Origin of the sequence: Polynucleobacter sp. MWH-UH35A, assembly GCF_018687075.1 — a bacterium.
Taxonomy (GTDB): Bacteria; Pseudomonadota; Gammaproteobacteria; order Burkholderiales; family Burkholderiaceae; genus Polynucleobacter.
In genome coordinates this window covers 1,731,465-1,744,878 of sequence record NZ_CP061285.1, presented here as the reverse complement: position 1 = coordinate 1,744,878, position 13,414 = coordinate 1,731,465, and the positions used below count along the sequence as shown (strand labels likewise).

Genomic DNA, 13,414 nt, shown 5'->3' with positions numbered 1-13,414 from the left:
CTTAAAGTTTATTTGACAGGATTAGTTAGCATGAAGCTCATGAGGGTTTGTTCGGCAACTTTGTTCCACAACATTTGATCGTTGCGGAATTTCTTCCAAGGTTCGTAAATCTTCTTGAACGATGGGTTCTTGGCGGCTTCTTCCTCATACATTTCAAAAGCTGCAGTAGATGCAGCTTTCATAATTTCTGTAGAGTAAGACTGCAACTTGACGCCATTCTTAATCAAGCTTTGCAAGGCGATTGGGTTTTTATAGTCGTACTCGGCCATCATATCGATGTTGCATTCAGCGCATGCTGAGGCCAAGGCTTCTTGGTATTGCTTCGGTAGCTTTTCCCACTCCTTGATGTTGACGTACATCGAGTACATAGAACAAGCTTCCCACCATCCTGGGTAGTAGTAGTAAGGAGCAATTTTGTAGAAGCCTAACTTTTCGTCGTCGTATGGACCGACCCACTCAGCGGCATCAATCACACCTTTTTCAAGGGCGGGATAAATATCACCACCGGCAATTTGTTGTGGAATTGCGCCGAGGCGAGACATTACTTCACCGCCAAGTCCGGCGATACGCATTTTTAGACCCTTGAGGTCTGCAACAGTTTTCACTGGCTTTTTAAACCAGCCACCCATCTGAGTTCCGGTGTTGCCTGCTGGGAAAGAAATAATGTTGTAGTCACGTAAGAATTCACGCTGTAGCTTTAAGCCTCCACCCCAGTACATCCAAGCATTTTGCTGACGTTGGTTCATACCAAATGGAACGGTAGTGTCAAAAGCAAACGTTTTGTTTTTGCCAACGAAGTAGTAGCCGGCAGTGTGAGTACATTCGACAGTGCCCTGCTGCACTGCATCAACTGTGCCGAAGGCTGGAACGATTTCACCGGCACCAAAGATACGGATCTGAAACTTGCCGTCAGTTAAAGCAGCTACCCGTTTAGAGATGAATTCGCCACCACCATAAATCGTGTCTAGGCTCTTCGGAAAGCTAGATGCGCAGCGCCACTTCACTTCTGGCATGGATTGTGCAATTGCTGGTGCAGCTAATACGCCTGCAGCTGCGCCAACCGCAGCCTTACCTAAAAAGTCACGTCTTTTCATTTGCCTTGCTCCTTGTTTATTAATTATTTGATGGCATTTTTTGTGGATGCCTATTTACTGACTACAAGATCAATTAAATCGAAGTGCAACAAGTGTTATTCGTGAGGATTGCACCCTGATTTTTAGAAATGCACCTCACTTGGGCGCATTGCTTCAAATTAGTGCTTAACCCTTGCCTCATCATGGCTTAAATGCGTTGCATCAAATCCACATTTTTCGGGAAAACCCCGAGTCTATTTGATGGGGAATTACCCTAACTAGTGGATTTCTTTGGTTTTTTTCAAAGCATAATCGACTCGTTGTTTTTTATTTAATAAAAATAGTTAGGAGCTACTGATGTCAACATCAACTAAAGCAGCCCCAATGACCGCTGAAGAACGCAAAGTTATTTTTGCTTCCTCTTTAGGTACGGTTTTTGAGTGGTACGACTTTTACTTGTACGGTTCACTTGCGGCAATTATTGCTAAGCAATTCTTCTCTGGCTTGGATGCGGGCTCTGCCTTCATTTTCGCTTTGTTAGCGTTCGCTGCTGGTTTCATCGTGCGTCCATTCGGCGCGTTGGTGTTCGGTCGCTTAGGCGATTTGATTGGTCGTAAATACACCTTTTTGGTCACCATCCTCTTAATGGGTGGCGCAACCTTTATCGTGGGTATTCTGCCTAACTACGCAACTATCGGTGTTGCCGCTCCAGTAATCTTGATTGCATTGCGTATGCTTCAAGGTTTGGCTTTGGGTGGTGAGTATGGTGGTGCTGCTACTTACGTTGCAGAACACGCTCCTCACGGTCGTCGTGGCGCATACACAGCTTGGATTCAAACAACAGCTACTTTAGGTTTGTTCCTCTCCTTGCTCGTGATTTTGTTCACACGTGAATTCACTGGCCCAGACTTTGATGTTTGGGGCTGGCGCGTTCCTTTCATCGTTTCTATCGCATTGTTGGCGATCTCTGTATGGATTCGTTTGTCCATGAATGAGTCTCCAGCTTTCAAGAAGATGAAAGAAGAAGGTAAATTATCTAAAGCTCCTTTGTCCGAGTCTTTTGGTCAATGGAAGAACTTGAAGATTGTTATCTTGGCATTGTTTGGTCTGGTTGCAGGTCAAGCGGTGGTTTGGTACACAGGTCAGTTCTACGCTTTGTTCTACCTCACACAAGTGTTGAAAGTAGATCCTAAGACTGCAAACTTGTTGATTGCTGCTTCATTGGTAATCGGCACACCATTCTTTGTGATCTTCGGTAGCTTGTCTGACAAGATCGGCCGTAAAGTGATCATCATGGGCGGTTTGTTATTGGCTGTAATTACATACATCCCTAACACTCCAGTTTCAGTATTTAATGCTTTGACACACTTTGCTAACCCAGCGTTGGAAAAGGCAATGGCTACTGCGCCAGCAACAATTACTGTTGATCCTGCGCAATGTACATTCCAGTTCAATCCAACAGGTACAGCGAAGTTCACTAGTTCTTGCGACATTGCAAAACAGGTGATGGCATCTAACTCCGCTAGCTACTCAACTATTCCAGCTCCAGCTGGCACCAATGCAGTAGTGAAGATTGGTGACATTGAAATTCCTGGTTACTCACCAGTTGGTCTTGATCCAGCCGATGCTAAAGCGAAGGATGCTGAATTCAAGAAAGCAATTCGTGAGGCTTTGAACAAAGAGGGTTATCCAACAAAGGCTGATCCAGCTGGCGTGAACTATGTCGCTGTATTGCTCTTGTTGGTGTACTTGGTGATCTTGGTAACCATGGTTTATGGCCCAATCGCTGCAATGTTGGTTGAGATGTTCCCAACTCGCATTCGTTACACCTCTATGTCTTTGCCATACCACATTGGTAACGGTTGGTTCGGTGGCTTGCTGCCAACGATCTCCTTCGCCTTGGTAGCGCAAAACGGTAACATTTACTACGGTCTCTGGTACCCAATCATCATCGCTGCGATGACATTGGTAATCGGTACACTGTTTGTACGTGAAACTAAAGATGTAGATATCTACGCACGTGACTAAGCATTTTTAGTCTGTAGCAAATATGGAACCCGATCAGAAATGGTCGGGTTTTTTTATTCCCACATATCTTTTTGATTGCGATTGTTTAAGAGTCTTAGATTTTGCTGGGCAATAGAAGTTTCTCTTGCGCCTGGGATTAAAGTAATCTCAGCGCCAGCCGTAAGCACTCCAGTTTTGATTACGCGCAAATACCAGCCGCTATAGCCGGACTGTAGCATTGCCTTGCTAGCGCCTTTATAGCCCACTGCAGCATTGAATTTAAAACAAGGCTCACGTAGTTTTACAACTGCAAACTCTAGCGTTCCGATCTGCAGTCGATCACCAACAAATACTTCAGACTCTAAGAGGCCTTCAATCGTGAAATTCTCGCCGATAGCGCCATATTCCAAACACACTGGCCGCTTGGTTTCGCGAGTCAGTAGCTCATTCCAGAATGTGTAGTGTTCTGCTGGATAAACGTAAATTGCTTTTTCAATTCCGCCGTGAACAGATAGATCGGCTTGCTCGTCACCTTTAATGCCAAGCATAGTAATTTCAACTGGCACTAAATTAACTGGGTCGCTCACTACCTTCTTACGAATAGCTGAGGCAACAGATTTGTAATCGGGGTGGTGGTTTCCAAACAAGGGCGCCACTTTACCAGCGGATATCGAAAGAAGTCTCATGAGTTAAAGAGATGCTGATTAATAGCGACAGCGTGCGTCACTTTTGTATTTGGTGAAATACACAATAAGATCGGCCTCTGACTTGTATTGAGTGTAATAAATCACCGCACGGGCATCACTTTTATATTTGGTATAAAACCAGACGCCCGGTTCGTTGTCGCTGGAGTATTGAGTGTCATACACAATGCAGTTTGCCTCTGATTGGTACTTAGTGACATAGACTTTTGCGTTTGCTTCCGAAGGGTAATTAGTAATAAAGATTTGTGCTGCGGAAGCGTAAAGAGGGGTGCCCAGGCTGAATAGCAAAGAGATGCAAAGACGCAATAGGAATGAGTTCATTATTTGAGGATAGTACCTCTTCTGCTTTTTATGTCTAGCTTGGGCTAATATGAACGCATGATGAACTTCATTCAACAGAAAAGAATAGTTGCGCTTAGTCGCTTCGTCCTGCTGGTGTTCGCTGGCATAGCCAGCCAGTGTGCTTATGCAAAGTGGGATGAGGAGCGCGACATGACCACTAATGGCAAAGAAGAGTTGGTTTATTACTATAAGACGAATGAACAGGGGCAAAAGCTTGTATTGGATAAGTACGTAAAACGCCTCATCTTTATACGCCCCGATAGGCTTTATAAGCGCTCCATTAAGCAGATCAAGATTGATGGGGTAGTTGTCGACGTTAACAGCGACCCCTTTTCTCGCTACCCCGAGCAAACAGCCATTGTTTTTGAAAACAAGGATGAGGTCTTAAAAAAGCTGTTTTTAGCTAAGAAAATTGAATTTAATGTCTTTTATGGCCGGGATGAGGCATTAAGCGTATTTCAGATTAAATAGGAATTTAGGCTATGAGGCTGGATTGGTTTAGACAGATGGATGCCGATCATTTACAATAGCGAGTTCGGCGAATTAGCTCAGCTGGTTAGAGCGACGGAATCATAACGACGAAATTGAGTAATGAAACAGTTGTAAAACATTTCGTTAAGCATACGCAAAATCTCCTGTTCGCACCACACCACAAACACTGGCATTGAAAAAATACTAACACGCAAATGTCTGCGTTGGCAGAATATCGTGTGAGATTTTGACTACGAAGAAAAAACTAATCGTCGCAGTAAATACAAGACGACAGCACACTAGTGCGTATGTCACTACTTCAACAATTCTTCGCAAGTGCTCCAGCCCCGCAACCAAAGCAAATCAAGCTACTAGACGGCAAGCTCACTGTCTATAAGCGTCCGCAGTCGGCACAGTGGCAATGCCGCTTTAAGCTCAGCAACGGTGACTGGCATAGTGCTAGTACGGGCACAGACGACTTAATGGAGGCAAAGAAGCAAGCAATGACTTTGTTTGAAGTTGTCAAAATCAAAATTGAGAACAACATTAGTTTGCGAACAAAGACATTTAAGCAATTAGCAAACGAACAAATTAAATTATTGCGTGGTGTAGCAACCAGTCAGCGTGGGGCACGCACTTACAAAGACTATTTGTTTATTTTGGAAAAGTATCTTATTCCGTTCTTCGGAAAATATCCCGTTGAAGAAATTACAAATGAACTTGTTGCAGATTTTGAAGCGTGGCGAATTGCGGAGATGGGAAAAGAACCAAAAGCAATTACAAAGAAACATCACGCACTGGCATACAACAGAGTAGTCGAATTGGCTAAGCAATATGGTTATGTGCGAAATAAGTTAGTGCCGACATTAAATACACGTGGAGCAAAAAGCGAACCCCGTCCCGCATTCACACACGAAGAGCTAGAACAGCTTTATGCGTATATGCCGATTTGGCACAAAGACGTCCATCACAGACATAGCGGGGAACCTCGCATTCTGTGTAGTGCCTATGTGAAGTTTTTAGCAAATACAGGTATTCGGCACAGTACAGAGTCTATGCCCTTGCGTTGGAAACACCTACAGTGGCATTACAGCGGTTCTAAACGCTTTTTACGCATATGGGTGAGTGGGAAGACGGGTGCAAGGTATTTAATCGCTAAAAACGACGTTTTAGACGTTTTGACGGGGTTATACAGATGGCAACAGCTCCCATATGCGAGCTTGGATGAGCTAATACAGGCAAAACTAGATAGAAGGGTATTTGTGATGCCCGATGGGCAAATGCCGCATTTACTTGAAAATATCTTTCGGCACCTAATGAAAAAGAGTGGTTTGCTAAAGAATGGTGCTGGACAAAATAGAACGCTATACAGCTTGCGACATACTTACGCTACGCAAGCATTAGCTAAAGGTATAGATATACATACCTTAGCAAAACAAATGGGTACAAGCGTAGGAATGATTGAGCGACACTACAGCAAGCTCACAGCAACAATGGCGGCTGAGAGGTTAGCGTAGTGTCGTTTTAAACGACACCCGTCTTAATTCACTCTTTTTGATATTTCTTTAATTTTTCTAAAGAGGCATCCACTGCTTCTTTGCTAAAAAACTGTGGAAAATCTTTAACAATAGCTTCAGTTGTGTAGTCTTTATAACCAGCGGACATCATTCTTCTAAAGTTATCGCTAATTTCCATACTTACTGCAATGTCGTTAAGGGTGATAACAACTCCCCGCCTTCTTAGTTTTTGCTCAGTACGGTTTGGGTGATAGCCCAAACCTTTAAGCAAGCTAATTCCTTTAGCTACACGCTCTCTAAGTTCTTTAGATGCACCATCATTGGCAAACTCATTTGCTTGTACTAAGTACTCTGTTAGTTTTCTAGCTATGTCATATAAACCAAGTTCAGTTGCTTTTTTAAGTGCTTGCCTAACTTGGGTTGGTGTTAGCTCCCCAGCTACTGCCGCCTCAACCATTTGCTTACCATTAAAAGGTGCTCTTGCCATAACGGTTTCCATTCAAAGTTTGCTAAATTGCTTATGTATTAAAAGTAACATAAACCAATGTCTAATCTGTCGTTAGTTAGCTGGGGAAGACACCTAGTGAAGTATTGGCAATGATTTTCTCTGCTTGTTTGAGGTAGCGTTTGACTGTAGCTGCCATCACATTTCTTTTGATAGCTGTATCTTGCTTTAAATCGCTTGCCGATGGCATAGCTGTTCTAACTAGTCTTAGCTCAACACCCACTTCCCATAACTTAGCTTTGCCGTTTAATTTAACCAATCTACTGTAGCAGTCATAGACATCCAATGCCTTCTGCAAACTTTCGATTGTGTAGTTGCGGTTTAATGGAAATCTAGCGGTACTCTTGTCTAACTTCTTAGCAGTTCTACCTCTTTTAGCTGTATGTCTTTTATTAAGTAGTTTGGCAAATCGACTTTGCAACTCTCTTTTGCCCATTGTGAGTGGCAATGCTACAACCATTACATTTTGATAATCCCAATCATCTTCCCATTCTGATTTGTCATTGAGCACTTTTGGAATAAGGGCACTTCGCTTTTCACCAAACAGATAAGCCCCTCTATTGCCTTCACTCCACCATTTCTTAAAGTCAGTATCTCGTACATCTCCAAATTCTTTATATAGCTTTGCTAGCTTGCCAGCACCATTGTTTTCGCAACACTTTAAGTAGTCAGTATTGCGTCGTAAATATGCCCACCACCAGTAAAACGGACTACGTTGTTGGTAAGCAATAGAAAGGGGTTTTTGCTTTTTGCCAAATAGCGGATAAGGAGCGAGGAAATGTACGGGGGTTGTAGTCATTTTATTAACAAGTAAATTGCAATTAATTGCTTTCTAGTATCTCAAAAAAACGATAAAAAGTAAAATAGATGTTATGGATGAGGTTGATATTTTATTAACACATTCTAATTTTTTAATTTAAAAGAAAGCGAGTTTGTTATGTTCGAAAAATTGTTAAATAATCCTGTTAAAACTACTGCTGATAACACTTCTGTCGTTTTAAACGACACTAGTAGCAAAAGTAATAGCTATAAGTTTTCCTTCATTGAGCAGTTAGTGCTTGATAGAGAAGCGTGGGAAAACACAGTAGCTCGTACAAGTAATGAGCAGTTGTATAAGTTGTTAGCACGTTGCTACGGTACATATCTTTCAATGTCGGAAGACAATGAAAAAGCAAAACAAATGCGTGATGATTTACAGACATACATTAATTTAAAAGGATATGTGTTTGCTAAGTCTTCACATACGCTTACAAAAATTGTTAAGTGTGTGTTTGGTGCTGATAGACGTCGTACAAGTACTTACAGCATTGTTTTACGTGCGGCACTTGCTGAAAATAAAACTGAAGCACAAATTGCAGGTTTTATTGAAAGTAGGGGTGGGGTGCAAGAAATCCGCTTAGCTAAAGGTAATGCGTTAAGTACTAAAGCTAAAGCTGAACTTGCTAAAAATACTGTCGTAGAGCAGTCTTTAGCAAAAGTTAGCGGGGAAGCATTAGCTAAACAGCTTGATAGTGCAAAAGTTGGGCAACAAGTAGTTATTGTTGCTACACAGCGGGCAAGTGGTGAGCTAGTAGCAAATGCAGTTACGTATAGTGAAACAGCTATTAATACAGCATTGTCAGCGTATTACTCTGCTAACAAGGACAGTATTAAGTCAAAAGCTGAGGAGCGTACTAAAGCTAGTAACGACGCTCAACTAACTCAGTCTATTAAAGACGTCGCTTAAGTAGTTATCACTTCGGGCACAGCGTAATTGCTGTGCCCTTTTTTTGTCTAAAAATGGAGAGAATAATGTTTAAAGATTTTGATGAACGCTATACACCACGTACGATTGACGACATTGTGTTTCATTCGCAAGATGCAAGGGAAGTAATTGAAGACTGTGTAAGTGGAGCACTAGGGTTTCCTGCAAGTGGTAAGAACGGCATATTGCTTTATGGGGTAAATGGTACGGGGAAGTCGGCATTGGCAAAGCTATTGCCCGATTTATTCGAGTCTTCGTTTGGTAATGAGCAAGCGAACTTTGCTACGTATGTGAATATTTCACAAGGTGGTGATAACGGAGCGAAAGTTATTGATAGCATTAAGCACAAAGCAGTACTGATGCCTTACTGCAATCGCTATAACTACTATGTATTGGACGAAGTGGATAACTTGCGAACAGAGGCAATGGATTCGTTAAAAGCGGCAATGAATGTTGCGAGCTTTCAAAATGTGTTCATACTTACAACAAATAAACTTAGTGCAATAGAGCGTGGAGTGCAAGATAGGTGCATACGCATTGAATTTAATGCGGCACCCGCTACAGCTTGGTTAGATAAGTTTAAGCAAGTACTGAGTGACTACGGAGTAATGCACGTTACAGACGAAGATGCTTTAAGAATTATTGAGCTTTGCAATGGAAGTGCACGTGAAATTATGCTTGCGGCAAGACAGCTAGTTGTTCGACATTACAGAAAGAATGGGATGCAACTGAAGGTAGCGGCATAGACAGTCGTTTTAAACGACAGTAGTAGATTAAGCCCGCTTATAGCGGGCTTTTTTATGCAAGCTCCACAGCTTTGCGAAGCATATCGTCACTTGCGTAGATATAAACACTAGTAGTTTGAATATTTTTATGTCCCAATAGCTTTTGTAAAACTTTTATACCCACACCCTTCGAAGCAATTGCGGTTGCAAATGAGCGTCTTCCGCTGTGGCTACTTGCACCATCAATGCCGGCTTTTTTGTATAGATAGTGGAAGTACTGGGCACAGGTGTTCGGAGTGAAGCCGTCGCTATCCCGTTTTTGACTATAAAAAAACTTTACATTTGAATCATCTAGTTTGCATAGTCGAAAGAACATAACGTACTGTTCTAATTCTTTTCGTAGTCGCTCACTAACAAAAACCGTTCTTGCCGTACCACCCTTTGTTTGTTCTCCACTTAATCGTATTTCATTTCTTACTTTGCCTTCAGCATCGACTACATCCTTATAGCGAAGCGAAGATACTTCTCCGCACCTTAGTCCCGCTAAATGAGTCATCAAAAGCATCGCTCTATTTCTTAGTGCGTGTTTGCGGGTTGCAATGTAATCAAGTACTCTGCGTAATTCAGCTTGATTGAGTGTTTTTGCTTGCTTAGACATAGTTTTCTCCTTTTTCGTACCTAACCAAAGTTTTGCTATGTCTAAAGTATGTTTTCTTTGTTTATTTTTTCCTACCGCATAGTGCGAGTTATGCATCAAATAAAAATCCTTCCATAAATCAATGAGATGTGTATTTTTTCGGGTGAAATGTAATCTTTTGTATATTTGATTACATTGTTTTATTTATGGAATTTGTCGTCTATTTCCCACAGAATTGGGAAGACTCGCGTATAGCGTCTATACGCTGTTTAAGTACTTCTCTGCTGTACTGCTATTCGCTGTTTTGTTTATTGTGCTTACAGCTTGGTTTTGAAGCTCCAAAACACCCAACTTGATTTTGAAGTTGAAAGTAAAATAGCTTCACAAAATATATTGAGTTAAGTTCTGAAATATGAAAAAAGTTGCAAAAGCACCAAAAGAATTACAGCGTGATTTTTTTGGGAATGTGAAAGTAAAGAAATATAGTAAGAGCAGCCCGCGAATGATTGATTTATTTGCGGGTATAGGTGGTATTCGTATGGGCTTTGAGCTAGAGGGTTGTGAAACGGTATTCACTTCAGAATGGGATGAAGCCGCACAGAAAACCTATGAGGCAAATTTTGGGGATAAACCTTTTGGGGATATTACTGCAGTAGATGAGAAAACAATCCCTCCGTTTGACATCCTATTGGCAGGTTTTCCTTGCCAGCCTTTTTCACAAGCGGGACTTAAAAAGGGATTGGCTGACACTAGGGGAACATTATTCTTTGATGTAGCAAGAATCGTAAACCACCATCGTCCCCGCGTTGTCTTTTTAGAGAATGTTAAGAGGTTTAGAACACACGACGGTGGAAATACATTTCAAGTGGTTAAGGAAGTGTTGGAAGGTATGGGGTATAGCGTATTTGCTGAAGTGCTAAACGCTAAAGACTTCGGAGTTCCTCAGAATAGAGAACGTATCTACATCATTGGATTTTTGGGAAATGTGAATTTCACATTTCCAATACCTCCAAAAACAGAAGTGAAAGTCGGCGACATACTTGAGAAAAAAGTAGATGCGAAATACACAATCTCAGATACATTGTGGGCGGGACATCAAAGAAGAAAAGCAGAACACATAGAAAAAGGAAATGGTTTTGGATACTCATTGTTTAATGAGAAATCAAAATATACAAGCACTATTTCAGCAAGATATTACAAAGATGGTTCAGAGATTCTAATAGAGCAAAAAGGAAAGAATCCTCGCAAACTCACTCCACGCGAAGCGGCAAGACTACAAGGATTTCCCGACAACTTTGTGCTTCCTGCAAGTGATACACAAACATATAAGCAGTTTGGAAACAGCGTTGCTGTTCCTGTTGTAAATGCTTTAGCAAAGGAAGTTCTTAAGACAATGAAGAAAATCAACCTCAAAAAGGTTGAGCATAAAAAGATAAACGTAGAAAAGATTAAAAAAGAAAAAGTCTCCGCCGCTTTAAAAGCGTTGAAGACTTAAAGCGTTTCTAATATTTCATTCAAGCGTTTGAAGTAAAGATATGGTGCGAGAAGCGTATCTTCTCCACCTCCACCGCCTCTGCTATTGCTCCAACTAACTCCTTTTAAGAAGTCATCAATAAACAGAGAGTCCCACTGGACAAACAACCTATCCGTTCTATTATTTACTCGTCGTACGTTATATAGAACTGCCAAATCAAGTTTATTAAGTAAGTATAGATACCAAAGAAGTCTGCGTGAGTCCCATCCATACTGCCATTTTGTCATTGACTCACCATCCTCAATCGGAGACTTTTCTTTAATCTCAACTAATACCACTTTGTCGTTTTTGAGTATGAAACCATCCAAGTCAATGAACTGCCTGCCTTGTGCTTGTCTCATTATGTTGTCTAAAAAATAGCGAGTAGCGTAGATTTTCTTAAGCGTGCGAATATCGTATTGTTCGAAATACCTAAACTGTTCATCTCCTCTAATCTTAAATAAACTCGGTTTTCTTGCGGGTTCATTGAAGTGCTGAAGGATTACGGAAAAATCTTGTATTAGATGATTTGTAAAAGTAGATGTTGTCTTATCAAATTGATAAAAAATAAACTTTGGTTTCAGAATGGTTGTTGTTGCTTTAACACCATCGTGTTGAGTAATGTTAAAAGGTTCTGTTGTCCAATCATTTTCTAATACTTGGATATAAAGCATCTCATCAACTTCATCCCATTGAGATATGCGTTTATATACACTTGTATAAGCAGTTGGTGCTTCGTAATCAATTGTTGTATAGAAAAATGTGTTTTTGTCATCTGCCGCACCGCTTATCTTTTTAGAAATAAACTGTCCGCCTTCTACAAAATGGAGTTCACTTGAGAAGTCTTTAACTGCTTTCTCAAACTCTATCTCTGCCTTAAACCCTAAAACACGACGTTTAAAGTAGTCATTATTTTCAACACGAGAGTCTGATACTGTGCTTGTAGCAGTACAGAGAACCTTTTGAAGGCTATCTATAACTCTATTAGTTTCATTCATATACGCATTCTTTGGTATTAAAACTATAAGAATGTTATCAATAAAAACATATATCGCATAGGTAGTACTTGATTTAAAGGCAAACTACTTCGCAGTCTGCCTGTGCCTTCACAAAAGCTATCGCTTTTGTTCGTCACACTTTCTCTTATATCTTTTTGATTGATTTTGTCTTTAATCCCTTTTGCTAGGAGCCATAAGCCACGCTCATTTAAGAGCGTAGCGATAAACAACCTTTTGCTGAGGTTTTACATAACTGGCATACACACAACTTGATTTAACAAGGAAGGTAGGTTTTGCTATCACCTTTTATGTGCTCGTCTTACGCAACAACTCCACAGCCTATACCAGTAGCTTTGTAGAGTGTTTGTGGGTTTAATTGTGGCATCCCACTCACTTTATTTGCGTATCACTACGCTCTAACCATTACAGCATCGCAAACGCTTCTACACATTGGTGTGGCATTTAAGGCATCTAGCATATAGCTAGGTAGTGCGATACAGCGAGTAATGAGCAACTCGTTTGCTTACCGTCACACATCAGAACGGATTACACAGCACTATTACATTCAGCGTGCCAACTTTTATGTCTCATTTGTATAGATATTTATGCAATACCAAATAAAACCAATTATTTTTTACACAATTGATTTGGTTTCTTTAGGCAGATTTCGGTTGTCCAAACCGAAATTCTGGTAATAAATTAAGTGTGCCCATTAACTTATAGGAGAAAAAAATGAGCACATTAGATGGATTGAAATTATCAACAGCAAAAAAACCAACACATATTCCGCAAATAGTGTTTCGTCGTAATAAGCTGAGTAATAAATTGTGGGAGCAGATACAGCTAGCGAAATCTCATATAGATGGCACTAGCTTTACGGTGAAAAAGTTTCGCACAGTTAAAGATGCAGAAACTGGATTACGTAAAAGCGTAGAAGTGAATAAAAGATTGAGAGAGTGGTGGTTTAAGAATGAAGCGGGTAAGGTTTGTGTGTCCGTTAAGTACGGAACAAAAGTTATAGAGCTGGCTAAAGGCAAACATAGCGTAGAAGTTTCAAGTGCTGATGAGCTAGTAAAAGCACTCTCCGCAATTAAACAAGCAGTAGAGGCTGGTGAATTAGACAGTCAGATTGAATTAGCTAGTGGAGCACTAAAGGCGGGTTTTCGTAAGTAGGTTGG

14 protein-coding genes are annotated in these 13,414 nt (G+C 40.9%); 7 read left to right on the top strand and 7 right to left on the bottom strand.

Annotated elements, in window-relative coordinates:
• Positions 1-8: 8 nt before the first annotated feature.
• Complete coding sequence (locus ICV36_RS09050; protein ID WP_215384171.1) at positions 9-1,094, bottom strand: TRAP transporter substrate-binding protein; 1,086 nt, start codon at positions 1,092-1,094, stop codon at positions 9-11.
• Between the two features lie 336 nt (positions 1,095-1,430).
• Here ICV36_RS09050 and ICV36_RS09045 point away from each other — a divergent pair, with 336 nt between their 5' ends.
• A complete protein-coding gene (locus ICV36_RS09045; RefSeq protein ID WP_215400363.1) occupies positions 1,431-3,101 on the top strand; it encodes an MFS transporter in 1,671 nt (556 codons plus the stop codon).
• Positions 3,102-3,154: 53 nt separating this feature from the next.
• Here ICV36_RS09045 and ICV36_RS09040 read toward each other — a convergent pair whose 3' ends face one another.
• Positions 3,155-3,766, bottom strand: a complete 612-nt coding sequence (locus ICV36_RS09040; RefSeq protein WP_215400362.1) for an MOSC domain-containing protein — start codon at positions 3,764-3,766, stop codon at positions 3,155-3,157.
• An 18-nt stretch (positions 3,767-3,784) separates the two neighbouring features.
• On the bottom strand, positions 3,785-4,105 hold the full coding sequence (locus ICV36_RS09035) for a DUF6150 family protein (protein WP_215400361.1): 321 nt from the start codon (positions 4,103-4,105) through the stop codon (positions 3,785-3,787).
• A gap of 57 nt (positions 4,106-4,162) precedes the next feature.
• Here ICV36_RS09035 and ICV36_RS09030 point away from each other — a divergent pair, with 57 nt between their 5' ends.
• Complete coding sequence (locus tag ICV36_RS09030; protein ID WP_215400360.1) at positions 4,163-4,597, top strand: hypothetical protein; 435 nt, start codon at positions 4,163-4,165, stop codon at positions 4,595-4,597.
• 308 nt (positions 4,598-4,905) lie between these two features.
• On the top strand, positions 4,906-6,114 hold the full coding sequence (locus ICV36_RS09025) for a tyrosine-type recombinase/integrase (RefSeq protein ID WP_215400359.1): 1,209 nt from the start codon (positions 4,906-4,908) through the stop codon (positions 6,112-6,114).
• A gap of 28 nt (positions 6,115-6,142) precedes the next feature.
• Here ICV36_RS09025 and ICV36_RS09020 read toward each other — a convergent pair whose 3' ends face one another.
• On the bottom strand, positions 6,143-6,601 hold the full coding sequence (locus ICV36_RS09020; protein ID WP_215400358.1) for a hypothetical protein: 459 nt from the start codon (positions 6,599-6,601) through the stop codon (positions 6,143-6,145).
• A 76-nt stretch (positions 6,602-6,677) separates the two neighbouring features.
• Positions 6,678-7,418, bottom strand: a complete 741-nt coding sequence (locus ICV36_RS09015; RefSeq protein WP_215400357.1) for a hypothetical protein — start codon at positions 7,416-7,418, stop codon at positions 6,678-6,680.
• Between the two features lie 138 nt (positions 7,419-7,556).
• Here ICV36_RS09015 and ICV36_RS09010 point away from each other — a divergent pair, with 138 nt between their 5' ends.
• Together ICV36_RS09010 and ICV36_RS09005 are read left to right on the top strand one after the other, a co-directional pair.
• Positions 7,557-8,345 carry a hypothetical protein gene (locus ICV36_RS09010; protein WP_215400356.1) on the top strand — a complete coding sequence of 263 codons (789 nt, stop codon included), beginning with the start codon at positions 7,557-7,559 and terminating at the stop codon, positions 8,343-8,345.
• 65 nt (positions 8,346-8,410) lie between these two features.
• Entirely contained in the window at positions 8,411-9,109 is a 699-nt protein-coding gene (locus ICV36_RS09005) for an AAA family ATPase (RefSeq protein WP_215400355.1), read from the top strand.
• Positions 9,110-9,161: 52 nt separating this feature from the next.
• On the opposite strand, the gene ICV36_RS09000 is transcribed toward ICV36_RS09005, so the two are convergent.
• Positions 9,162-9,746: a site-specific integrase gene (locus tag ICV36_RS09000; RefSeq protein ID WP_215401622.1), complete on the bottom strand. Its 585-nt coding sequence runs from the start codon at positions 9,744-9,746 to the stop codon at positions 9,162-9,164.
• Positions 9,747-10,137: 391 nt separating this feature from the next.
• On the opposite strand from ICV36_RS09000, the gene ICV36_RS08995 reads away from it, so the two are divergent.
• On the top strand, positions 10,138-11,220 hold the full coding sequence (locus ICV36_RS08995) for a DNA cytosine methyltransferase (protein ID WP_251374998.1): 1,083 nt from the start codon (positions 10,138-10,140) through the stop codon (positions 11,218-11,220).
• Here ICV36_RS08995 and ICV36_RS08990 read toward each other — a convergent pair.
• Complete coding sequence (locus tag ICV36_RS08990) at positions 11,217-12,236, bottom strand: hypothetical protein (RefSeq protein ID WP_215400354.1); 1,020 nt, start codon at positions 12,234-12,236, stop codon at positions 11,217-11,219. The two genes, ICV36_RS08995 and ICV36_RS08990, sit on opposite strands and share 4 nt — an antisense overlap.
• Before the next feature lie 732 nt (positions 12,237-12,968).
• Here ICV36_RS08990 and ICV36_RS08985 point away from each other — a divergent pair.
• Positions 12,969-13,409: a DUF6641 family protein gene (locus tag ICV36_RS08985; RefSeq protein WP_215400353.1), complete on the top strand. Its 441-nt coding sequence runs from the start codon at positions 12,969-12,971 to the stop codon at positions 13,407-13,409.
• Positions 13,410-13,414: the final 5 nt, after the last annotated feature.